At 47.8% G+C, this 23,862-nt stretch carries 20 protein-coding genes and 1 other annotated feature; of the genes, 8 read left to right on the top strand and 12 right to left on the bottom strand.

From position 1 onward, the window contains the following. Window positions 1-262: 262 nt before the first annotated feature. The 4 genes from K0504_RS10650 to K0504_RS10635 all read left to right on the top strand — a co-directional run bounded on the left by K0504_RS10650 (window position 263) and on the right by K0504_RS10635 (window position 8,040). On the top strand, window positions 263-4,552 hold the full coding sequence (locus K0504_RS10650; protein WP_220104175.1) for a chondroitinase-B domain-containing protein: 4,290 nt from the start codon (window positions 263-265) through the stop codon (window positions 4,550-4,552). A gap of 361 nt (window positions 4,553-4,913) precedes the next feature. Further along, window positions 4,914-7,178 carry a beta-glucosidase BglX gene (gene bglX / locus K0504_RS10645; protein ID WP_220104174.1) on the top strand — a complete coding sequence of 755 codons (2,265 nt, stop codon included), beginning with the start codon at window positions 4,914-4,916 and terminating at the stop codon, window positions 7,176-7,178. A 218-nt stretch (window positions 7,179-7,396) separates the two neighbouring features. Next, complete coding sequence (locus tag K0504_RS10640) at window positions 7,397-7,819, top strand: DUF2178 domain-containing protein (RefSeq protein ID WP_220104173.1); 423 nt, start codon at window positions 7,397-7,399, stop codon at window positions 7,817-7,819. Then, complete coding sequence (locus K0504_RS10635; protein WP_220104172.1) at window positions 7,819-8,040, top strand: helix-turn-helix transcriptional regulator; 222 nt, start codon at window positions 7,819-7,821, stop codon at window positions 8,038-8,040. Before K0504_RS10640 ends, K0504_RS10635 begins: the two co-directional genes overlap by 1 nt. 80 nt (window positions 8,041-8,120) lie before the next feature. On the opposite strand, the gene pyk is transcribed toward K0504_RS10635, so the two are convergent. Together pyk and K0504_RS10625 are read right to left on the bottom strand one after the other, a co-directional pair. Then, the gene (pyk, locus tag K0504_RS10630; protein WP_220104171.1) at window positions 8,121-9,548 is read right to left on the bottom strand and encodes a pyruvate kinase; all 1,428 of its coding nucleotides are present in this window, start codon (window positions 9,546-9,548) and stop codon (window positions 8,121-8,123) included. A 332-nt stretch (window positions 9,549-9,880) separates the two neighbouring features. Then, a complete protein-coding gene (locus K0504_RS10625) occupies window positions 9,881-10,543 on the bottom strand; it encodes a lamin tail domain-containing protein (RefSeq protein ID WP_220104170.1) in 663 nt (220 codons plus the stop codon). 172 nt (window positions 10,544-10,715) lie between these two features. Between K0504_RS10625 and K0504_RS10620 the strand changes: the two genes are divergently transcribed. Both K0504_RS10620 and K0504_RS10615 read left to right on the top strand, forming a co-directional pair. Next, complete coding sequence (locus K0504_RS10620; RefSeq protein WP_220104169.1) at window positions 10,716-11,060, top strand: hypothetical protein; 345 nt, start codon at window positions 10,716-10,718, stop codon at window positions 11,058-11,060. A 317-nt stretch (window positions 11,061-11,377) separates the two neighbouring features. Next, window positions 11,378-12,748 carry a (Fe-S)-binding protein gene (locus tag K0504_RS10615; protein ID WP_220104168.1) on the top strand — a complete coding sequence of 457 codons (1,371 nt, stop codon included), beginning with the start codon at window positions 11,378-11,380 and terminating at the stop codon, window positions 12,746-12,748. A 32-nt stretch (window positions 12,749-12,780) separates the two neighbouring features. On the opposite strand, the gene hisIE is transcribed toward K0504_RS10615, so the two are convergent. Both hisIE and hisF read right to left on the bottom strand, forming a co-directional pair. Further along, window positions 12,781-13,431, bottom strand: a complete 651-nt coding sequence (gene hisIE, locus K0504_RS10610) for a bifunctional phosphoribosyl-AMP cyclohydrolase/phosphoribosyl-ATP diphosphatase HisIE (RefSeq protein ID WP_220104167.1) — start codon at window positions 13,429-13,431, stop codon at window positions 12,781-12,783. A 21-nt stretch (window positions 13,432-13,452) separates the two neighbouring features. Continuing rightward, on the bottom strand, window positions 13,453-14,226 hold the full coding sequence (gene hisF, locus K0504_RS10605) for an imidazole glycerol phosphate synthase subunit HisF (protein ID WP_220104166.1): 774 nt from the start codon (window positions 14,224-14,226) through the stop codon (window positions 13,453-13,455). Window positions 14,227-14,632: 406 nt separating this feature from the next. Here hisF and K0504_RS10600 point away from each other — a divergent pair, with 406 nt between their 5' ends. Continuing rightward, entirely contained in the window at window positions 14,633-14,935 is a 303-nt protein-coding gene (locus tag K0504_RS10600; RefSeq protein WP_220104165.1) for a hypothetical protein, read from the top strand. Between the two features lie 148 nt (window positions 14,936-15,083). Here the strand turns inward: K0504_RS10600 and K0504_RS10595 are convergent, their stop codons facing one another. The 7 genes from K0504_RS10595 to hisG all read right to left on the bottom strand — a co-directional run bounded on the left by K0504_RS10595 (window position 15,084) and on the right by hisG (window position 22,426). Then, window positions 15,084-16,202, bottom strand: coding sequence for a phosphoribosylaminoimidazolesuccinocarboxamide synthase (locus tag K0504_RS10595; RefSeq protein ID WP_220104164.1), 1,119 nt, complete (start codon window positions 16,200-16,202; stop codon window positions 15,084-15,086). 511 nt (window positions 16,203-16,713) lie between these two features. Next, a complete protein-coding gene (hisA, locus tag K0504_RS10590) occupies window positions 16,714-17,448 on the bottom strand; it encodes a 1-(5-phosphoribosyl)-5-[(5-phosphoribosylamino)methylideneamino]imidazole-4-carboxamide isomerase (protein ID WP_220104163.1) in 735 nt (244 codons plus the stop codon). Next, window positions 17,445-18,071 carry an imidazole glycerol phosphate synthase subunit HisH gene (gene hisH / locus K0504_RS10585; RefSeq protein WP_220104162.1) on the bottom strand — a complete coding sequence of 209 codons (627 nt, stop codon included), beginning with the start codon at window positions 18,069-18,071 and terminating at the stop codon, window positions 17,445-17,447. Before hisH ends, hisA begins: the two co-directional genes overlap by 4 nt. Continuing rightward, entirely contained in the window at window positions 18,071-19,141 is a 1,071-nt protein-coding gene (gene hisB, locus K0504_RS10580; RefSeq protein WP_220104161.1) for a bifunctional histidinol-phosphatase/imidazoleglycerol-phosphate dehydratase HisB, read from the bottom strand. Before hisB ends, hisH begins: the two co-directional genes overlap by 1 nt. Continuing rightward, window positions 19,138-20,205, bottom strand: a complete 1,068-nt coding sequence (hisC, locus tag K0504_RS10575) for a histidinol-phosphate transaminase (protein ID WP_220104160.1) — start codon at window positions 20,203-20,205, stop codon at window positions 19,138-19,140. Before hisC ends, hisB begins: the two co-directional genes overlap by 4 nt. Continuing rightward, a complete protein-coding gene (gene hisD / locus K0504_RS10570) occupies window positions 20,202-21,518 on the bottom strand; it encodes a histidinol dehydrogenase (protein WP_220104159.1) in 1,317 nt (438 codons plus the stop codon). The genes hisC and hisD overlap by 4 nt, the downstream gene beginning before the upstream one ends. 8 nt (window positions 21,519-21,526) lie before the next feature. Continuing rightward, the gene (hisG, locus tag K0504_RS10565; protein WP_220104158.1) at window positions 21,527-22,426 is read right to left on the bottom strand and encodes an ATP phosphoribosyltransferase; all 900 of its coding nucleotides are present in this window, start codon (window positions 22,424-22,426) and stop codon (window positions 21,527-21,529) included. A gap of 28 nt (window positions 22,427-22,454) precedes the next feature. Next, window positions 22,455-22,585, bottom strand: a sequence feature (His leader region). Window positions 22,586-22,807: 222 nt separating this feature from the next. On the opposite strand from hisG, the gene K0504_RS10560 reads away from it, so the two are divergent. After that, window positions 22,808-23,116 (top strand): hypothetical protein, encoded by a 309-nt coding sequence (locus K0504_RS10560; protein ID WP_220104157.1) that lies wholly within the window; start codon window positions 22,808-22,810, stop codon window positions 23,114-23,116. On the opposite strand, the gene K0504_RS10555 is transcribed toward K0504_RS10560, so the two are convergent. Beyond that, window positions 23,113-23,814 (bottom strand): RIO1 family regulatory kinase/ATPase domain-containing protein, encoded by a 702-nt coding sequence (locus K0504_RS10555; RefSeq protein WP_220104156.1) that lies wholly within the window; start codon window positions 23,812-23,814, stop codon window positions 23,113-23,115. The genes K0504_RS10560 and K0504_RS10555 overlap by 4 nt on opposite strands. Between the last annotated feature and the right edge of the window lie 48 nt (window positions 23,815-23,862).

Genomic DNA, 23,862 nt, shown 5'->3' with positions numbered 1-23,862 from the left:
CCAACTATGAGTTGGGGCTTTTTTTATATTAATTTCTCTTCTTCTAATTGGTTCAAGGTGTTAACTGCAGCTTGAACTTTCTTCATGTTTGGTCATACACATTATTGTGATAGGTGTGTAACTAATTGGTTATGGAGACTAAAACTTCATAATGAATGCGCTTACATTCAATTTTGAGTTAGGCAAATCACTCTATGTTAAGTCCGCTAACATTTTTGATTTGGTTAACCAAATCAATAGGTTTTATGTCTGAGGAACAAACATGTCAAAACCAATCACACAACTAAAACGGAATTCGGTACTACTGGCACTGATTTCCGCTGGAGCACTGTCTGCATGTGGCGGCGGTTCGAGTAACAACAACAGCGGCGTTGTTATTGAGCCTCCCGAAGAGACCTTTTCAATTACCGCGCTTGATGGCTACCTCGCCAATGCGGACGTGTATACCGGTGTCAATGCTGATGGCTCGTGTGATGACGCTACGCTTCTCGGTACCACCAATGATTCGGGCATATTAACGAATATCAGTGAATCTTATGCTTTAGAGCCTTTGTGTGTTCGAGCTGTTGCTGGCCAAACAACAGATTTAGACCGAGGTGATATAACTGAAACCTTCGAAATTTCTGCACCGATGGGGTACCAAGTGATTACCCCGGTGACCAACCTAATCCAACAAGCCATGGTGTCGGATGATTCCCTGGGATTAGCCGATGCCGAAACCCAAGTAGCGGCACAGTTCGATGAACTCGGAATTGCTCAGGACGATTTATTTGGTGATTACTTGGTTGTTGCTGCCGGCTCTGGTGATGAAGCGGAAGCCGCTCAAGCGTTGGCAATGATTGGCGAACAGTTAGTCGATTACAATGACGAATCACTGGAAACTCAAATGGCCATTGCCGAAGGGCTGGCCGAACAATCTGCCGCAGTAATTGCAGATGACAGTCAATCGCTGGAGGACTTCGATCCGGTAATCGACATTGGCGATGATGGCGTTGTTGTTGAACTAAACCAGGCTCCAGAAGCTGATCTGACACAAGTTCCAGCCAATGAAACAATTGAATTAGGCCAGTCAATTACCGACGTTGATCTTTACTCTATCTATTCTGATGCCGATGGTGACGCGTTAATATTTACCCTTTCTTATGATGGCATGACTGAACAGGAAGCTGGCTTAACCCTTTCTGATGCAGGCGTGTTATCCGGTACTCCTTCCGTAGAAGGGGCCTTGACCGTAACGGTGAGTGCCTCCGACGGCAACGCGTCGGCGCCTGATGTACAACTTACTTACACTGTGGCTGCAGCGGCTACGCCGGTAACCAATCAAGTTGCAGAATTGACCGATACCACAACCAGTGACGCTGGTGAATTGCGTTATTCGGTTGATACTGCGCTTGAGCAAGGCAAGGTTTCTGTTCGCTTCAATAAAGAAGCAGGTGCAACTAAGGACGCTTACATCACCTTGTATGGCACGTCCACGTCGACGAGTGAGGCCGTTGTTGACTTAAAAATTGGCAATGGCTCTTTTGAAGTCCGCGACCAAGATGACATTGATATTGATACAACGTTTACGCCAGGTGACTGGGTTGATGTTGACATTATGTGGGATGCCTCTAGCGTGACCGATGCGCCTATGGTTACCATAAGCATTAATGGCAGTACGGTTGGCCCATTTTCTTCATCATCATCCAGCCTATCGGATGTGCTTGGCGGCGTTAACATTGTGGCTTTCAAATTAGGCGACAATGGCACTACCCAAACCACTTCATTCTGGCTCGATGACCTTAAACTCTACTCAGATCAAACGGGTTCAACGCTGGTATTCGCAGATGATTTTGACGGCTACACCCTTGGTCACGATCTGAATGCTGCACCCTATGCAGACAAAACCTATGAAGCCGTTGTGGCTGAAGAGCCGTCGGATACAACAGACCCAACTGATCCGACGGACCCAACTGATCCGACAGACCCGACGGACCCAACAGACCCAACTGATCCGACGGACCCAACCGATCCAACTGATCCGACAGACCCAACTGACCCAACCGAACCGGCTGATGGTGATAGCTTTGGCCCAGAAGAGGGCGGTAACTATGCTGATGGCTTTACCAACGCGGTGCCGACTGTCAGCTGTACCATGGTTGTTGATTCAATCTCTGAACTGGAAGATGAAGCGGACGATCTCGTTGCGGGTGACACCTTATGTCTGGCCGATGGTACTTATACCGGCGATTTGGAGCTTCGCGTTGAAGGCGTCGGCACCGCCACTCAACCGATAACGGTTGCAGCGGAAAATCCAGGCAAAGCCATTATCTCGGGCGGTGAAATATCGGCCAACCTGGGTGGTGAATTTATCGTGCTGCAGGGCTTTGTTTTCCGGGACGGTGAGTCTGGCAGCTCAATTATTAAGTTCGAGAAAGAAACGGAGTGTCATTATTGTCGTGTCACCGAAATGGCAATCATTGATATGGATGGTGGTGACTACAGCAGCTCCAAATGGATTGAATACTACGGCCAATACAACCGTATCGACCACAACTGGTTCTCTGGCAAAGAGTCGCGCGGCGCCTTGTTAGTATTGCCTCGCTGGACGTCTGATGATGACTGGGCGGCCTATGGCTTCCCAGAAGATCGGGCACAAATTGACTACAACTACTTTGGCGATCGCCCGCCAGCCTTCGGTAAAGCTTATGCGGGTAGCAGTGATAACGAATATGAAGGGGTTCGCTTGGGGCTAAGTACCACCCATTCGGCACCATCCTATTCAACGCTGGAAAATAACTACTTCGAACGGATTCAAGGCGAAGCCGAGGTCATTTCTAATAAATCGGCCAACAACACCATTCGCAACAACACCGTTCGTGATAGTAACGGCTCGATTGTGACGCGCCACGGTGCCGAAGCGACCATTAGCAATAACTTCGTATTTGGTGATGATCACCCATTCTCTGGTGGTATTCGATTGATTGATGACGGCCATGTGGTCACCAATAACTATGTTGAAGGTGCGCGTTACTTAAGCTCAAACTGGAATGGCGGAATTGTTTTAACAACGGGCGACGGCTCAGGCGATACCGAAAATGGTTACCAAAACGTTGAGAACGTATTGATTGCCAACAATACCATCGTTGATAGCGTGAATAGCCTCAACGTTTATGGCGGCAAGAATGATGAAGCGCCTGAGAATATTTATTTTGTTAACAACATCATTGCTGATGCTATTGGTGAGGTCATTCGGACTAATGGCGAAGATATGCCTGCAAATTCAACGTTTGCTGGCAACTATGTGTATGGCGAGGAGTTCTCTGACAACGATGATGTAACAGCCGCCAATACCGCGGGTTTCACGGTCACTGATATCGGTTTGGTAAAAGGTAGTGATGGTTTGTATCGCCCAAGCGCTAACAGCCCCGACTTGAGTGCTGATACCAACGTTGATTTGGGTAGCTTTAGTTTGCCTACCATTGATATGGATGGCCAAACTCGAACGGCCAGTACAACATCTGGTGCTGATGAAGAGCTTACCGAAGCAGTCTCGCTGATGCCGCTAACTGCTGATGATGTTGGCCCTAAGAGCTACCGACCTACGGCGGGTAAAATCTACGTTGAGCAAGTCACAATTGCTAACCATGATTTTGATAATGGCGATTTGACTGGCTGGGTCAGTGGTGGCGGTCAAATCATCACCAACGCTGATGATGTGTTCTCGCGAGGCGCAAGTTTGCTGATTGACAGCAATACTGGAAACGTCAGCCAAACGTTAACCGTTGCTGCCAATACCAACTACACCTTGTCTGCCTTCATGAAAGGCGCGGCTAAGTTATCTGTCACCGTGGATGGCCAAACTTATGCTGCCGAGCGTACGTCCGACAGTTACGGTTTTGCTTACGTCAGCTTTAACTCCGGTAGCGGCACTTCGGCGGTCATCACCGCATCAGTGGATGACATGGTGACCAACCAAGCGGCGATCGTCAATCCAGACTTCGATGACGATCAAGATGACTGGCAAGTGGTTGAAGGGACTGGAATTGGTCAAGTACAAGACTCTAGTAACTCGGCTGGCGGCGCAGATGGTTCCATTAAATTTAAATGGAATGATGGCGAGGACACAGGCACGCCGCATCAGCCGTACATTGCTCAAACGGTTGCAGTTGAGCCGAATTACGATTACACCCTGTCGATTTATAACCTTTATAAACTCAGTGGTGATTCGAGTATTTTGTTTGGTGTTTATCAAGAAGACAGCGCGACCAATATCGACAGTGCCACCGTATTGGCATCGAAAGACTCGGTTTATAGCGCGCTTGAAAATGCAGGAACAACCAAAGGCGACGATAGCTTCTATCAAGATACCTTAACCTTCAACTCGGGGAGTAACACCTCCTTGACTGTGTTTGCTCAATACCAAACGACCGACGGCAGCGAAATTCGAGTGGATCAATTCGAGTTGAGTTATGACGGTGCGCCTGTAGAAGGAACAGAAGCCTTCTTCGATAGCATTCGCTTAGTCTCGCATCCGCTTTCTGAAGCGGAATCCATTGCTGCTGATGATTAATATGCTGTAAATAGCGCTCATCGGAGCAAGCATTTAAAAGGGGCGAATTTTCGCCCCTTTTCTTTTGTTGGCCCGAGTAGGCATTTTTCGGTCGGTTGCTTTGCTTGTTGTAACTCGCCCTAACAATTTGGCGACGTCTATTAAATATGGGCGCTATGCTTATTCGCCTTTTCAGCCATTTTGTTAAATTCAGGTAAGCGCTTACATGAAAGTGTAATCCAGCTCACAAAGCTATTGTGATTTTGCCGGATTTTCATGATCTCTGTGCTCAAAACGCCGACACTGCCTGCAGTAAAAAACAATTAGTCATCCCGTTATCTGAACGCCACCTCAGATAACAACCCACCAATCGGAGATACGCATGCGAAATGCTGTCAAACTAAAATCACTCATTGCCACGTCTTGTGCTGTGCTTATTGCAGGCACTTTAATTAGTGCTTGTAGTGCTACCCAGAAGCCGGCCAATAAGGCGCAAGCAAGCGTTCCAACAAACGCTCAAATCGAGGCCATCCTTAGCAATTTAACGCTGGAAGAAAAGGCCGGTCAGCTCAATTTGATCAACTTTGAAGGTGAGCTTGGCGAAGAACATTATGAAATGATTCGCCAAGGTAAAGTTGGAAGCTTGCTGAAATCAAATGGCGCAGCACAAAATCTAAAATTGCAGAAAATTGCTGTAGAGCAATCGCGTGCTGGCGTACCGATTTTGTTCCAAGAAGATGTTATTCATGGCTACAAGACCATTGCACCTATTCCGTTAGCGGAAGCTGCTAGCTGGGATTTGCCTGCCATTCAACATTCAGCCGCTGTAGCTGCGCGAGAAGCGTCGGCTGCGGGTATTCAGCTGACCTATGCGCCTATGGTTGACATGAGCCGTGACCCTCGCTGGGGGCGCATTATTGAAGCTGCCGGTGAAGATCCATACCTCGCTAGTTTAGTGGCTGCGGCACGCGTGAAAGGCTTTCAGGAATCTGGCGAAGGCAATCAGAACATACTTGCCACAGTGAAACATTTTGCTGGCTACGGTGCAGCGCTGGCCGGGCGAGATTACAACATTCAAGATCTAAGTGAACGTGAGCTACGCGAAGTTCATTTGCCACCGTTTAAAGCGGCTGTCGATGCCGACGTTGCTGCGGTAATGATTGCTTACACTGCGCATGATGGCGTGCCGCTAACGGCAAACGAATACATGGTGCAAGATGTGTTGCAAGGCGAGCTAGGGTTTAATGGTTTGATCATGACCGATTGGGCCACCATCTATAACCTTGAGCGTGCCGGTGTGTCAGCCAATGAAGAAGACGCAACCATTACGGCTATCAACAACAACATTCATATGGACATGGCAGCAAAAAAATATGTTGAGCTGCTACCTAAGTTAGTTCGAGAAGGGAAAGTTGATGAGCAGTTGGTTGATGATGCTGTTCGTCAGGTATTGATGCTCAAATACAAAGCTGGCTTGCTCGATGATCCGTATGGCCGTTTTGATGTTGAGCTCGAAAAGAAAGAACTGCTGTCAGCTGAAAACGTCGAAGCGACTAAGCAAATGGCGTTGAAAAGCATGGTATTGCTGAAAAATAGCGACAATACTTTGCCAATTGCCGATAGCGTTAAAAAGGTTGCCGTTATTGGACCGTTCGCCAAAGCGCAAAAAGATTTGATGGGTTGGTGGCCTGGTCTTGGTGATGAAAATGATGTTGTGTCAATCATGGCTGGACTGGAGCAAGAGTTTGGCGACTCCATTGAATTTACTTATGCCCAAGGTGTGGAAATTGACCGGTTTAACAAGGCTGGCGCTGATTTGATTCCTGAAGCAGTAAAAAATGCTGAAGCTGCTGATCTGGTCATTATGGTTCTGGGCGAACAAGAGTGGATGAGCGGTGAGGGCGGTGGTACTGCTTCCTTGCATTTGCCGGGCTTACAAGAGCAATTGCTGGCCGCCGTTGCAGAAACAGGTAAGCCAATTGCTACCGTGATTGTTTCTGGTCGTCCGTACGTGCTGACCGACGTTGCGAATCACTCTGATGCTGTACTCCAAGCCTGGATGCCGGGCACCACGGGCGGTAATGCCGTTGCAGAAATTTTATCAGGCAAGTTTAACCCGCAAGGTAAGCTGCCAGTCACATTCCCTTATCATCAGGGCCAAGTACCGATTTTTTATAGCTACAAAAAGACTAGCCACCCATTCATGGAAGGCGTCACAGAAGATCGCTATAGCACGACTTACCGTGATGTACAGCATGAGCCACTGTATCCATTTGGCTTCGGTTTAAGCTACACCGAGTATAGCTACAGTGACATCAAGTTAAACAGTGCTTCTATGGCGCTAGATGGCAGTATTGTGGCGTCTGTTGATGTGACTAATACTGGCGATGTGGCCGGGCGTGAAGTGGTTCAGCTTTATATCCATGACAAAGTGGCGTCAGTGACGCAACCCGTGAAACTACTGAAAGATTTTACCCTGCTTGAGTTAGCGCCGGGTGAAACCAAAACTGCCGAATTTACTATTACGGCAGACAAGTTGAGCTTCATTGGCATCGACTATCAACCGACGATTGAGTCAGGCGATTTTGACGTGTTTATTGGCCCTGATTCCGTGCAACTTAAGCAAGCGGAATTCACCCTCAACTAACGCCACTGGCGATGATAAAAAGCTGGCCTAGTGCCAGCTTTTTTTGTTTTTACGCGTTTCAAATTGTCAGTTAAAAACTGTCATGTTAAAAATATTTGACATGTATGCATCGTCTAGCTAACCTTCTTCGTGTTAATAATATTTAACATGGGTTCAATCCTGAACACATGAATAACGATCATTATGGCAATGCTTTGTTGCTAAAAGGAGGGCTGGTTATGTCATTTTTAGAAAAGTCAGATTGGTTGATGGCGTGTTTATTATCGTTGGCAGTCGCAGGGTATTTTAGCTCGGTGTTCCAACTGTCGAGTGAAAGCGGTGTGCTTGTTGCGCCGAGTATGCCGGGATTAATTGCCGCAGCCGTTGGATTAACGGTGCTGTCGATTATTGGTCACATCGTACTAGTCGCAATAAATCACAAGGACGCAAACAGCACACCTGATGAGCGTGAGATCAAGGTAAACCAACAAGCTTCTAGCGTGTCTGGGCATGTGTTGAGCGTTTCAGTGGTCTTGTCATTGCTTTTATTTTTAACGACATCGAATGGTAATTTATTGTTTTACTGTGTCTTTGGTGGATTTTTAGTTAGCGAATTAGCCGCTTATATTATGCGGATCTATTACTCCCGGACGGTATTTTAATGGCCAAGAAGTTACCGATTGATAACCGAGTAAAAGCGTTACGTGAAGCGAATGGGCAAATGACGCAATCAGAGTTAGGTGAGCTTGTTGGGGTGACACGACAAACAGTAGCGGCCATTGAGCAGCGACGTTATTCACCATCACTAGAAACAGCGTTTCGCATTGCCAACACCTTTGCGGTGACCATTGATGAGGTGTTTAGTTGGGATGCCGTCGATTAGCCGAATCATCATCAATAGTTAGCAAGCATAAAAAAAGCCCGAGTCATCTCGGGCTTTTTCACATTAGGTGTTAGCTGTGCTTATGGGCGAGGTGCCAACAAGGCTTCAACAGTGTTGATTTCCATGCGGTTGGTTTCACCTTTTGGTGAACCCGGTGCAGATTTAGCAACGACAACCAAGCTTTCTTTGTTCAGGGCACGTTCGGCAACCAAAGGCGTTAGCGCTTTGTTGAGGATTTCTGAACGAGTCTTATAAGCTTCAATTGCGTATGCTTCAACGCCGTAGCTCAGTGATAACAGACGCAGCGCCTGAGTATCGAAACAGCCCGCGTAGATTGGCGCAAATGGGCGATGAGAAGCAATTTGACGAGCCGTTGTACCGTTACGAGTTGGTACTACAATCGCGTCAACGTGCAGATCGCGAGAAGCTTTAGCTGCAGATTTAGCAACATAAGCTTGCAGGTTCGTTGGATCGTTAGCTAGCTCATAGTTGATGTCATGTTGCGTTTTGTCTTCAACGTGCTTGGCGATGCGAGACATAGTTTCTACCGCTTCGAATGGGTAGTCACCGTAGGCTGATTCACCAGACAACATCACAGCATCGGTACCATCAAGAACGGCGTTTGCAACGTCAGAGATCTCGGCGCGAGTAGCGCGTGGGTTAGAGATCATGCTTTCAAGCATTTGTGTTGCTGTGATTACTGGTGCGTTCGCAGCAATACACTTCTGAATCATTTCTTTTTGGATCAGCGGCACTTCTTCGGCTGGGATTTCGATACCCAAATCACCACGGGCAACCATCACGCCGTAAGCAACTTCCAAGATCTCATCCAAGTTATCAACACCTTCGCGGTTTTCGATTTTTGCGATGATTTTGATCGGTGAGTTTTTCTCGTCCAAGATGTCTTGAACGTCTTTAACGTCTTGCTTGTTACGAACAAACGAGTGAGCAATGAAGTCAACGCCAGCGTCGATAGCCATTTCGATGAATGATTTGTCACGCTCAGTAACTGAAGGCAGACGAATTTCAACGCCAGGGACGTTAACAGACTTCTTCTTCTTGATTTTACCGTTGTTCAAGGCCGTCGCTTTAAGCGATTTTTCGTCTTTGCTTACAACTACTAATTCAAGCAGACCATCGTCGATCATGATGTGTGCGCCAACAGGCACGTCAGATACAAAGCCTAAGTAGTTTACTTGAACTGCTTCTTTCGTTGTTGCGACGTCTAGGCCGTCAGCACGGAATACGACTGTGTCACCTGTTTTAACTTCGAATTCTTCTTCGATTTTCAGGTTGGTGCGCATTTCAGGGCCTTTGGTATCAACCAAAACAGCCAGCTTGTCGCTAACTTTACGGACGTTTTCAAGCACTTTACGAGTGTCTTCTGGCGTCTGGTGAGCCGTATTTAAGCGGATGACGTTAACGCCGCGCTTGTACAATTCGTTGATAAACTCAACATCACCTTTCAAATCAGAAACGGTGGCTACGATTTTGGTTTTCTTAGTCACGAGATTTGCACCTAATATTGTTTAGAGTCGAAGATTTGCGGGCCATTGTAGTGACTTTAGTCACAAAAGATATCGTTCAGAACAAAGTTTTTGTGAATTTTACCGTCATTTTTTCGGCTTGATCACTTGAAATTTGTTGGCGTTTTGTGAATGGATATCTTGTTGGCGGTAGGCTAACGTGCTCGATCTACGAATTCGTAGCCACCACACCGAATGCTTAGTGTAGCCATAACTTGAGTGTTGTATGAAATTTGTTCGGTTGAGTGGTTGTTGGCAGAGATCTCAGGCCTTGGCTTCTATCTATATGTCACCAAAGCCTGAGCACAATCGATTTAGCTCGCTAGTTGTTTTCTAAGTAATAGTGCGGTGCCAATTGCTAGCAGGTACCAACTGGATGGCTCTGGAATCGGCATTGATGCAGCCAAAGCATAAGGCTGTCCGCTGATATCGGTGCCGGGAGAAAATGGCAGTGCACTTAGGCTAAGTGATGAATGGAGCGTCAGCGCAGCAAATGGTGAGGCAAGGTTTCGGGCGATAGATTGATCGCTATTTGCTTCAGGGCCATAACTATAGCTTGCCACCAATTGATTAAGCTCATCGTAAACTGAGACGGTATCGCCACTATTATTTAGGCCCAGAGAACCTTCGCTCGCGACTTGTACCAGAGCACCGCCAAAGTCACCGGTTGGTGATCCGCCGCCAAAAACTAACAACGCCTGACCGGCAGCAAGTGTTAGCGCATCAGCAAAGTAATGTCGTGGTGCAAATGCATCATGGATCGACCAGCCTGATAAGTCTAAAGCGACTGAGGCTGTATTGATTAATTCGACAAATTCATCATCGCTAAAGTGGCGCGTGCCATCTTGATTGGCATCGCCTGCGATAGAAGCTTGTGGATCGGCGTGAATTTCAGTAATAAGCAGGGCGTGAGCAGGCAAGCACAAACTAACGGCTAGCCCAGCCCCAACAACTAATCGTTGGAGTTTGGTCAACATAATTACATTCCTTGTATGAGCTGAACATTGTTTCAGTAGCAACATCTTGTCGCTGAATTAACCTTAGCTGACTCCGTGTACGCGTCAAATTATCTAAATATGTGAGCCTTCTTATACCGTGAAATTCTGCTAACGCTACACTAGAGAGACGTTCGGTGGAGAGGAATCACATATGCCTTATCAGCAGTCTGAGCGCGTCAGTGCATACTTAGTGACGCTGCATGAAAAGTTGTTAGCCTTTTATCGCAAGGTCAAACATGGCAATGTCGATGAATTATTGAAAAGCCAGACGCAAGGCTATATTCAAGCAGGCATTGTGTTATCGGTGCTTGATCATCAATCGGCACGAGCTTGCATGGAAAAAGCCCATTTTGAGATTTTTCAGCAAACGATTGATGAGCGGCTTGAGTATAAGCAGTACAAACAAGATCTACTTCTGGCACTAGATTCGGATGACGATGGTTTTTTAGATCAGCCGGCAATCACCCGAACGAACAAGTCTGTCGCTCAACCATAAGCCATTATTCAAAACCCATTATTCATAAGGAACGCTTGAGCCTTCCTTTATTCCTTCTAAAAGGTGATGTCATCACAAGATGCTATCGCCTTTTTGTTTTGTTCTGATCTGAATAAAGCTAATTGCCCACTAACATCTGAGAATTTGCACGCTTTGTTGGCATTCGCTCTAGCTAACGATTTGGCATTGTTCTTGAGTAAACCCCTCTGTTCAATTGATTTAAACGGCAGGGTTGTCAGCAAAAGCTCCGGCATTTTGTTTCGCCCTTCTTGCGTATTGATGACTCATAATGATGTAGCGATGTGGAGTTACCTTCGGTGAAAAAGGTCTTAGATTGGTCGAACTACCATGATCAAGGTTTGGGTGACGCCTATGCTGACATCCCCAAAATTGGCGGCGACTTTGCCAAAGCCGTCTCGGTTTGCATTCGCAGCGGGGTGTGTCAGGAACCAAACAATCGTGGTTTGATGTGCCCAAGTTTTCGCTTGAGCGATGATCCAAACCTCTCGCCCGGTGGCCGAGTTCAAATCTTAAAAAGACTGTTGAATGACAGCGAAGACAGTTTGATTTCCAATGCTGCTCTTGCCGAATCACTTGAGCATTGCGTGTCTTGTAAAGGGTGTAAGCGCGAATGTGAAAACAACCTCGATATGGCGGCAATTAAAGCTGAATATCTCGCTCAGCAGCGTCAACGGGGAATGCGCTCATGGCGCAGTTGGCTATTTGCGGAGTTTCCGTATTTGCTATACCGCTACCCGGTGTTAGCCACACTGATTCGTTTACGCAACCGAAGTGCTCTGCTTGCAAAGTTAGTTGCGAAGATTTTCAAGGTTAACGGATCGATCCCACTTCCGGAGCCTGCAAAGAAGCCTTATCGAGATTCTGAAGCGCAACTGGCGCGAAATAAGTTATTTGAAGAAATGGACTGCCGAGCCAATAGCGTGGTGGTATTGGTGGATTCGTTTACGGCATTATTTAATCCGCAGGTGGCTCATGATGCCGTTGACGTGCTGACAGCGGCTGGTTATCTGGTGATTACGGTTCAGCCACGTATCGCAGGTGCGAGCCGGTTGATCGACTCGGGGCGAAGTCTATTTTCGCAAGGTTATATTGAACGAGCACAGCAGCAAGCTCATGGGCTCGTTAAAGTGCTGCAGCCATATCTATCTCGGGATCTGAAAATCGTTGGCTTAGAACCTTCGGCATTGCTGATGTTGCGTGATGAGTTTCTAATGATGCATTTAGGCGAACAAGCGCAACTGCTTGCCAAACAAAGCCTGTTGTTTGAAGAGTTCCTCGCCAGAGAAAAACACGCAGGGCGCTTTCAGCTTGCTCTGCGTGCTGCCGCAACCAAATCGCACGTGTTAGTTCATGGCCATTGCCACCAAAAAGCAGTTGGAGCAATGAAGTCCATGCGCAAAGCATTGCGTTTGATACCCGAGCTTAATTTCAGTTTTATTGAAGCCAGTTGTTGTGGCATGGCGGGAAGTTATGGCTTAGAACATGAACATGCCAAGCAATCGCTGGCAATGGCTGAGCAGGGCCTGTTACCCGCATTGGATGCGGCACCACAATCAGAAGTGGTGTGTAATGGGTTTTCATGCAGCCATCAAATTTTTGCATTGCGGGTTCGACAGCCGGTGCATTTGGCGAGCTTGCTAGCGCGGCACATAAAAAACCGGCCATAGGGCCGGTTTCTGCAACGAGCATGACAACTTGGTTACTCTGGTGGCACATCTAAGATGTTCTTTAATCCACTATGGCGCGCTTTAAGAACGTCCACCACTTGTTCGAGGCTTAAGCCCTGGTGCTGTAACAGCACTAACAAGTGATAGATTAAATCGGCTGATTCATTCAAGGTTTCTTCATGATCATTCACTGTTGCTGCTAGCGCTGTTTCCACACCTTCTTCACCCACTTTCTGCGCAATGCGTTTGGTGCCTTTGGCAAATAAGCTCGCGGTGTAGCTACTATCAGCGGAAGCGCCTTTACGGCTGGCTATCACCGCTTCTAGATCGGCAATGAAAGCGATCGGTGATTCAGACGCGTCTTGGCCCCAACATGTTTCGGTGCCGGTGTGACACGTTGGCCCAATCGGATTTACCTGCACGAGTAAGGTGTCGTTATCGCAATCGGCTTCAATCGCAACTAGGTTTAGAGTGTTGCCACTGGTTTCACCTTTGGTCCACAACCGCTGTTTACTGCGGCTAAAAAAGGTGACATGACCTGTTTCAAGCGTATGGGCAATGGCGTCTTGGTTCATGTAACCGAGCATGAGCACTTTGCCACTTTGGGCATTTTGTACCACCGCTGGGATCAGGCCGTTAACTTTGTCCCACGCCAGCTCTGAGGCATCAAATTCAATTGTCATAACTATTCTCTTGCTTGGCGGTTAGTAGCGAATCGCCACGTCTTGTTTACGCAGGAAGCTCTTTAATTCCTGCATGTCGATAATGGCTTTGTGGAACACACTCGCAGCCAAAGCACCATCAACGTCCGCTTGATTAAACGCGTCAGCAAAGTGCTGCATTGTGCCAGCACCACCAGAAGCGATTAGCGGAACGTCGCAGCGCTCTCGTACCAGTTTGAGTTGCTCTAAGTCATAACCGTCACGGACGCCGTCTTTATTCATGCAGTTCAAGACAATTTCGCCCGCGCCGCGGCGTTGCACTTCTTCGACCCAATCCAAGGTATTCCAATGGGTGGTCACGGTACGCGTTTCATCGCCGGTGTACTGTTTTACCTGATAGCTGCCGGTTTCAGCATTGAAGTAGCTATCAATGCCAACCACCACACACTGTTTACCAAAGGCTTGTTCCATTTCAGTAATTAATTCAGGGGTGGCGAGAGCTGGACTATTGATGGAGATTTTGTCGGCGCCATTGAGCAGAATACGGCGGGCGTCATCCACGGTTTTAATACCGCCAGCCACACAGAAAGGGATGTCAATCACTTCGGCAACCCGGCTCACCCAGCTTTTGTCGACAACCCGGGCATCAGATGACGCAGTAATGTCATAAAACACCAATTCATCGGCGCCTACTTCGGCATATCGTTGTGCCAGCGGGACGATGTCGCCCATGATTTCGTGATTGCGGAACTGAACGCCTTTCACGACTTTACCGTCGCGGACGTCCAGACAAGGAATAATGCGCTTGGCTAACATCGGTTGCCTACACCTTTTATAAAAAAATCAGTCCGTTATTTCATGCCTGCAGCTCAACAGGGAGCCGAATCATTCGGTGTGCATAGGGAGTGCGTTTCCTGATTTAAATCGAGCAATTGTCGGCAAGAGGAAATATGCAGGTTAGATGATTAACTATGCAGGCAAAACCTGCCGACATTATGCCAAAACTGTTGCTAAGTAACTAGGGTAGGTCGGAGATTAAAAAAGCAGATCTAGCGAAGCGCAAACGAAAAGAAATATGACAGGTTTATATACCTAAAATGAATTTTTTGTTACGTAAAAAGTGGGCGTGACTATTGTCGCAAAAATATTTGGCTGAAAAAGGCATTATTTCCCCATCGAAATATTCTTGTAACATTTATCATTATAATTAGAGGGTTTTGCTATGAAAGTTATTTATTCCGCGGTAGCTACGTTGTCCCTGCTTGTTGGCACTAGCGCTTTTGCTGGTAACTCTCCAACGCCTGAATTCCAATCTACCGATAACTCACTCGAAACCAGCGTATGTATCATTGCTGCCGAATTTGGTTTGAGCACCGCTTATGATGTGTTGCGTCAAAACGGTAGTAGCATTGCTAAGTTCAACAAAAAGTATGATTGCAACGGCATGGACCTTCGAACCTTCGCTCGCCGCATGGGCAATCACATTGAGGATGATCAAATGGATACTGCTTTAGCGAAAAATTAATTTGCTAAATAGGTTACTCCTTTGATGATCAAAAAAGCCGCTAATAAGCGGCTTTTTTGTAGTAACTGCGGACGATATAAATCACGCGTATGGAAGCACAATCGCTGCGATGCCCAACGCAGAGGTGTAGGGCTTAGGCTTATTCGTGTTAATCAATCAAGCCATATTGCTCACGTAAAACCTCGACGATTTCGGCTTTAGGATTATCGGATAAGTGCAACTTCTGGCCGGTAATCTTCTCTGCGATGCCGACGTAAGTTTCTGATATGGCCATTAATGAATCGAGCGGTAATGCATTATCGCGGGCAAGCGCTGCTCGCTCAGGCATACGTTCTTTATTCAGCAGGATATCTGGATCGGGGAAGTGATTGAGCAAGAACTGGCGAAAGCCTTCCTTTGAATTCTCGACGATGCTGCCACCACGATAAGCGGCACCATCCCAAATGCGTGATGAATCCGGCGTACCTACTTCATCCATGTAGATGAGCTTGTCGTTGCCAGCCGCATCGGTGACATAACCGAATTCGAATTTGGTATCGACAAAAATTTGGTCCAGCTCAGCTAACGCGTCGCTGATCACGCCAAAGCCTTCTTTTAGTAATTTCTCATACAGGCTGATGTCTGCTTGTTGTTGAAAGCCAAATGCTTCAAAACTATTTTCAATCGCTTGGCGCGTGATGTTTACATCATCAGCTTCGGGCACATCTGGAATTCCCTTGAGAATACCTTTGGTTGACGGTGTGACCAACAACTCAGGCAGCTTTTGATCTTTTTCTAAGCCTTCGGCAATTTCGATGCCGCAGAACTCACGCTCTCCATTGGCATAAGCGCGCCACATTGAGCCAGTAATGTATTGGCGGCAAATGGCTTCAACCAATACTGGACGCGCTTTTTGCACGATCCAAACAAAAGGGTGTGGAATATCAAGAATGTGGCTGTCAGCCAAGCCATTGTCTTTAAATAATTTGAACCAGTGGTTCGACACGGCATTGAGTGCGGCACCTTTACCCGGCACCCCTTTTAAACCACCTTCAGCATGCCAAATGCAATCAAATGCCGAGATTCGGTCACTGATCACCATGATGGCGAGCGGCGCATCGGCGGCAACATCGTAGCCTTTTTCTTTAATCAGTCTGCGGCTATCGGCTTCGGTAAGCCAGTAAACAGAGCGAACTTTACCGCTATGCACCGGTTTGTCGGTACGAATCGGTAAATCGTCGTTAACGGCAAGGACTTTGTTGGCTAATGACTGATCAGCTGCGCTCATGGTGATTGTTCCTAAAACAGTAAAGCGGCAATTCGAGAGGCCGCGATCATACCAAAAATTATCAGCTACGCCATGTGTGATTGCTCGTATGCATTTCTAGAAGAATGAGTGGCAAATTCTGTTTCTTTAACCAAGCATCTCAAATGCTCTGGTTTTGATATTCCCGTCTTGAACGGTGAGTAGCGCATTGCTTAAAAGGTAAAGCCGAGGACTGTTTGAGCCTTAGTTTTTCATAAGGCGAGTTCCGTTGGCGCTTTTGAGCGAGAGCAACGGAACGAACCCGCAGGGCGAGAGCGCCGGGATGGTTTGGGATTATTAAGGTCCTTTGGCAGCAAAGGGCCTTAAGCTGCTGCCGGTCAGCACCGGCACATCAAATAAGTTTATAAAGGCGAACTATGTTAGACCGACAGCACAGCGCTCTAATTCTTCGCACTCAAACAAGCTTCACTTAAGCTTCGCAGAGTTGAATTAACAAACAAGTTTGCCCTTTATGTATGAACACTAGCAGAGCTTATTCTGCCCAAGTTTCAAACGCTTCTTTGGCGGTGAACTTGCCTTCAAGCAGTGCGCGGCCAACAATCACGCCGGCAACCTTCGTTGGTTTAAGCGCGGCAATATCGTCTAAATTGCCAATGCCACCTGAACTTTGCCACGCAATGCTTGGGTATTTGCGGGTCATTTCTGCGTAAAGCTCGACGTTCGATCCTTGCAGCGTGCCATCACGGCTAATGTCAGTGCACAGCACATGCTTTAAACCGGCAGCTTCATAATGTTCAATGAGTTGCTCTAATGTCATGGCTGAGCTTTCTTGCCAGCCAGAAATGGCAACGTGCTTATTGCCTTGCTCGTCAATATTGATGTCTAAGGCCAGTACAATATGTTCGGCGCCATACTTGCGCATCCAGTTGGCAACTAGCTCAGGTTCTTTGACGGCAAGAGAGCCGATGACCACGCGTTTAGCACCGATATCCAATAGTTGTTTGACGTCGTTTTCTGAGCGAATACCGCCGCCAACTTGGATTTTTGCATCGGTTTTTTCAATCAATTTAGCAATGGTGTTGAGCTGGCGGGCGCTGGTGTCTTTGGCGCCGTCTAAATCGACTAAGTGCAACCATTCTGCGCCCGCTTGTTGGTAATGCTGAAATTGCTCTACTGGATTAAAGCTGTAAGTCGTTTTCTGGGCGTAGTCGCCTTGATACAGGCGCACGACTTCGCCGCCAATGAGATCGAGGGCAGGGATGATCATTCCGTTAACTCCAAGAAGTTTTTCAGCAATTGAGCGCCAGCGCCGGCTGAGCGTTCAGGGTGAAACTGCACGCCGTAGAAGTTGTCTTTGCATACGGCAGCGCTAAATACGTCGCCATATTCACAGCTAGCTGCGGTATATGTATCGGATACCGGTAAGCAGAAACTATGAACAAAGTAGAAATAGGTGCCCGTTGGGATGCCTTTGAACAGCGGGTTAACGCCTACAGGGGTAATGCTATTCCAGCCCATGTGCGGCAGGCGTAAGCCATCTTCAGCTTTCATCGCTTTGACGGTGCCAGGCACGATATCGAGCATATCAACATGGCTTTCATCCGAGTATTCAGCCAACAGTTGCATGCCTAAGCAAATGCCTAATACGGGTTGGGTGAGACTGCGAACCAGCGTAATTAAGTCGCGTTCAGCCAAGTTTTTCATGGCTTCGCCAGCACTGCCAACGCCGGGTAAAAAGACTTTGTCGGCACTGCGGATCACTTCATGGTCACCGCTCACGATCGGACTGTAGCCCAAACGCTCAACGGCATATTTAACAGAAGCGATATTGGCGCAGCCGGTATCAACAATAACGATTTTCAAATTCGAGGTTATTTCAAGTTCGGCCATTACAGCACCCCCTTCGAGCTAGGCATTGCATCGCCTTTGAGCTCAATCGCTTGACGAAGAGTGCGGGCGAATACTTTAAATAAGCCTTCAACCTGATGGTGGGCGTTCCCTTGACCTGCTTTCAAGTGCAAGGTGGCGCCGAGGGTCACACTCAAGCTGTGGAAAAAATGCGGCACCATTTCAGTGGCGAGCTCGCCAACCATCTCGCGATCAAAATCGGCATCAAACACAAAATATGGGCGGCCTGATAAATCCAAGCTACAGCTCGCTTCGACTTCATCCATTGGCAACGTAAAGCCGTAACGACCAATACCACGCTTGTTACCCAAAGCTTTCTTCAGTGCCTCGCCCAATGCCAAGGCGCAATCTTCCACACTATGGTGATCATCAATGTGAATGTCGCCATCGCAGGTTAATTGCAATTGGAAGCCACCGTGAGTACAGATTTGCTCCAGCATATGATCGAAGAAACCAACCCCAGTTTGCAGAACATTGCCGCCTTGCTGATCCAAGTTAACCTTGACGTTAATGTCGGTTTCTCGGGTTTTTCGGGTGACTTCTGCAACGCGCTCTTGGTGCAATAATTGATCGACGATTTTATTCCAGTCCAAACGTTCGCGATTGTACTGTAAACCGGTAATTCCCATGTTTTCGGCTAACTGCATATCGGTCGCGCGGTCGCCAATCACGTAGGAGTTTTCAAAGTCGACTTTACCTTGAGTCAGATAAGACTGAACTAACCCCAGCTTTGGTTTGCGGCAGGTACAGTTGTCTTCATCAAAGTGCGGGCAAATCAACACGTCATCCCAGACAACGCCTTGGGACTCAAACAACTGCATCATTTTGTCATGAGGGGCGTCAAAATCTGCTTGTGGGAAACTATCGGTCCCCAAACCATCTTGGTTGCTGACCATGACCAAGCGAAAGCCTGCTTTTTGCAATTGCAGTAAAGCAGGAACAACCGCTGGCTCGTAAACCAGTTTTTCTAAGGTATCGAGTTGGTAATCAACCGGCGGCTCTTCAACTAAGGTGCCATCACGGTCAATAAATAGAATTGCTTGGCGGCTCACACGGCCTCCTTAAAATATGCTTGTAACGCGCTTGTCGTGCGCGCCATTTCTTGTTCTGTACCAATGGTAACGCGGATGCAGTTTTGCAGCGTCAGCTGTTTGCTCTGATTGCGCAAAATAATGCCTGCGTCGGCCATTGCTTTCATGCAGGCAAGAGCATCTGGTACGCGAAACAGCACATAGTTACCACTGGATGGAAATACTTCAGTGAGAGGCTTCATTGTTTCTGCAAATGCAGCCCGCAGCGCATTTAGGCCTGCAACCTCTTCGGTAACGGCGCTAAGGTTGTCATCCGAGAGCGCTTGAATAGCAACTTGCGCAACAGGCTCTGGCACTGGATAAGGCGCTATCACCTTGGCGAGCTGCTGAATAACGGCTTCATTGGCAAGCGTAAAGCCACAACGAATGCCAGCTAAGGCAAAAGCCTTAGACAGCGTACGCAGCACCACTAAGTTTGGAAATTCTCCGATCCAGCTGAGTACCGATGGTTGCTCGGAAAATTCAATATATGCTTCGTCAACGACGACCAAGGCTTGGTCTTTCAGTGCTTCAAGTAACTGTCGCAGTTTTTCAGGCTGCATGTCGTGACCGGTTGGGTTATTTGGTGAGCAAACAAAGACCAGCTTGACCGATTCCATGCTCGCAAGCACACCATCAACATCAACTTGATAGTCGCTATCGAGCGGCACATTCACCACATCGACTAAGTTGGTGCGCGCACTGATGGCGTACATGCCGTAAGTCGGTGGGCAGATAATGACTTTATCTTGCTGTGGCTCACAGAAAGTGCGGATCAATAGTTCAATGCCTTCGTCTGCACCTCGGGTTGCCAATAGTTGCTTGTTGTTGACGCCTGCATAAGCGGCGTAACGGTCGATCAGCACAGGTGGCTGAAATTCCGGATAGCGACCAAAGCGACTGTCGTCTAGCTCGTAGCTATGAGAATAAGGATTTTCATTAGCATTAAGCCAAATTTCTCCATCGCCACCTAATCGGCGAGCCGATTCGTACGGCACCAAATCAGTCAGTTGCTGACGTAGCAAACGGGCGGCTAAATCACTCATGACTTGCCGCCTTGATCGTTTTTACCGGCTTCAAGCACTTTGGTACGAACGCTGATTGCGTTACGGTGCGCGTCCAACCCTTCTGCATCGGCAATGGCGGTGACGATTGGCGCTAAACCAACTAGGCCATCAGCGCTTAGCTCTTGCACGGTAAAGCGTTTACAAAAATCGCTTAAGCTTAGGCTAGAGTAGGTGCGGACGTAGCCATAGGTTGGTAAAACATGGTTGGTGCCGCTGGCGTAATCGCCCACAGATTCTGGTGTCCAATCGCCTAAAAATACCGAGCCTGCATGTTGAATCGCGTTGAGGTATTGGCGTGGATTTTCTGTTTGTACAATTAAATGCTCAGGGCCGTACTGGTTGGAAATCGCCACAGCTTCTGTCATATCGGCACAAACAATGGCAATGCTGTTATCCAACGCTTGCTCGGCAATGCCGGCGCGGCTCAGTTCCGCTAATTGACGCGCGAGTGCTTCATTAACTTCATCGGCTAATGTGTCAGACGGCGTAACCACCACCACTTGCGAGTCCGGGCCATGCTCGGCTTGTGACAGCAGATCAGCTGCGATGAAGTCGGCGTTGGCGCGCTCATCGGCAATGACTAACACTTCTGACGGGCCTGCTGGCATATCGATAGCGGCACCGCCAATGGCTTGCGATACCTGACGTTTTGCTTCGGTCACAAAGCTGTTGCCCGGGCCGAAAATCTTGTCAATTTTGGGCACGCTTTCAGTACCGAATGCCAATGCGGCAATGGCTTGAGCGCCGCCCACTTGATAGATTTCATTAATGCCGCAGAGGCTTGCTGCGTAGACAATTTCTGGCGCAATTGGCGGCGGAGAAACTAACACCTTGCGGCCACAACCGGCGATTTCTGAAGGAACACCCAACATTAATACGGTGCTTGGCAGCGGCGCTGATCCACCTGGAATGTATAAGCCGACCGCTTCAATGGCGCGACTGTGCATTTCGCAAACCACGCCCGGCTGGGTTTCAACCGACAATGGCCGCTGCACTTGCGCTGCGTGGAAGCTCCGAATATTCCGATAGGCTTCGCGCAATGCTGTTTTTAATGGTGCAGGCAGGCTATCGCATGCAGTTTTGATGTCTTCCGCCGACAACCTAATGTCGTCCAACTCGACCTTGTCGAATTGAGCGCTCAAGGCTTTGAGTGCGGCATCACCCTCGCGGCTGACTCGCTCAATAATTCCGGTGACGGTTTCGGTAATACTTTCAGATGCTGCCATGGCAGGGCGCAACAGCACCTGCTGTTGCTCTTGCGATGATAGGGCAGACCACAACACTTTTTTCATGACAGGTGTTACTCCATCATTTTTTCAATCGGCAATACCAGAATTGAGCTGGCACCTAGCGCTTTTAATTGTTCCATCGTTTCCCAGAACAGATTTTCTGAACTCACGACGTGAACGGCAACGGCTTCATCGGTGTGTGCCAATGGCAATACGGTCGGGTTTTCGGCACCAGGAAGTAGGTTAACTACTTGCTCTAACTTGTCTTTTGGCGAGTGTAGCATGATGTATTTGCTTTCTTTCGCCTGCATCACAGCAGCAATACGAGTGAGCAACTTGTCAACGAGCTCTTGTTTGGCTGGAGCCAACGGTGCTTTGCATTGGATCAAGCGCGCTTGCGAGCGAAAAATAACATCAGTTTCACGCAAACCATTGGCTTCTAGTGTGGCACCTGTCGACACTAAGTCACAGATGGCATCTGCCAAGCCGGCGCGTGGCGCAACTTCTACCGAGCCGGTGAGCATACAAGACTGAAAGTTAACGCCTTGCTCATTAAGGTAACGACGCAACAACTCTGGGTAAGATGTGGCAATACGTAGGCCGTCTAAATCTTTCGGGCCCGAGTAATCCATTTCGTTTGGTACTGCCAGAGACAGGCGACAACCACCAAAGCCAAGTTGCTTAAGCGATTTAAATTCGGACGGTTCACCGGCACGTTCGCGCATCATGGTTTCTTCTTCCAGAACGTTTTCGCCGATGACCCCTAAGTCACAAACGCCATCCATGATCAGGCCTGGGATGTCGTCATCTCGAACCCGTAAAACATCAATCGGTTGATTGGTACTGTGAGCAATCAAGCGTTGATCGTGAATATTGAATTTCACGCCACAGCTAGCCAGCAGGGCATAAGTTTTTTCACTAAGACGCCCGGATTTTTGAATCGCGATACGCAATCTTGAATTGTCCAACATGATGTAGTTCCTAAAAGCAAAGCTAAAAAATAAAAAACCCTCGGGGGCCGGGCCTTCCGAGGGTTCTTGCACTATGGCTGACACACCGTTGGAAGGTTATTCGACCTTCCACGCATCCCGCTCTTGAAAGGTCAACTTTCTAGATGGTGATGATGATGGAGTGTGTTGTTCAAAAGCATGTCAGCCACGTCAAATTTTGTTGATTTTTAATCAGGATGTTGAAGCTACCCAAGCCTGCATAAAAATGCAAGAATTTTTGTGATCTTATGCAGATTGAGCTGACTGGTATTAGCTGTGTCAATAAATTGACGATCGACTAAAGTTTGTTATAGATAGGCCGATAGTAAGTATAAGTTACTAACTTATTGAAAAGGATAAGCAATGCCAAGTCAGGATCTGATTTTTCCAATTTTGCCTAGACCGGCTCCGAAAGTGGAGCGGGAAAAAAGCAAGGTTCGTCAGGTTTCTGAGCGCCCGGTTATTGCTACGTCTGAACAAGAACAACATCAACCGGCTCAAGACGAGTTAGATCGCATCGCCAAGGCATTGGAGCAACGTGACCGTCAGCGCAAGCGCCACCCTCAAGCCAATAACAAAAAGCTGAAGAAGCTTCAGCAAATGCAGCAGGGGTTTGAGGAGAACGACGATGAAGGGAAGAACTCACCGCCGCACCTCGATATCACGGCTTAATAGTAGGCGCCTTGCGACATACTCACGTGAGGTAACGCGGTTGTTGGTGCTGGCTTGGCTTTACGCCATTGCTTAAACCGACGCCAAGCACGACTAATCCAACGGCTTTGCTCAATCACTGAAACAAACTTGGCTTCATCATGACGCAATAGTTGGCGGTTGCGTTTCCATTTGTATTTCACCACGGACATGCGATCAACAAAGCAACACACCGCAAAGAATTTGTGCTGAATGGCAGTCACGAGCGTGCGGTTGTTGGGCGCTTTAAATGAGGCGGCGCCAAAGTCAAAAATGTAAGCATGGCGTGGATCGAGCATTAAATTTCGGCTGTGAAGATCATTGTGGCAAACGCCTGATTGGTGAATCTTTCGAATTTGTCGCTCTAATGCGGCACAGTTCGCTTGATTCAATGAGTTCTTGGCTAGGGGAAGCTTACTCATCACCAATTGATTGTCATTGCGGAATATTGGCTTTGGCACATGTGACAAGTGGCGAAGCTTGAGCAAGGCCAGCCATTCGCGCTTTAGTTGCCAACGGCAAATCGTCATTTGAAATAACTTAGGCCGCGCCGAGTAGTCTTTAATAATGTAACTATGTTGCCCCTGTTTTACTTCGTATACGTCAGCTTGACTGCGACCATCAGCAGCCTGAATTAGTGTTTTATGCGCACTGAGAAGAGTGTTGTCGAACTTAGCCATAAGCACATTAACGCCTTTACCTTGAATTTAAGTAGAACCATTCTTCTT

Source organism: Neiella holothuriorum, assembly GCF_019457915.1.
GTDB lineage: Bacteria > Pseudomonadota > Gammaproteobacteria > Enterobacterales > Neiellaceae > Neiella > Neiella holothuriorum.
This window is presented reverse-complemented; position numbering and strand designations above follow the sequence as displayed.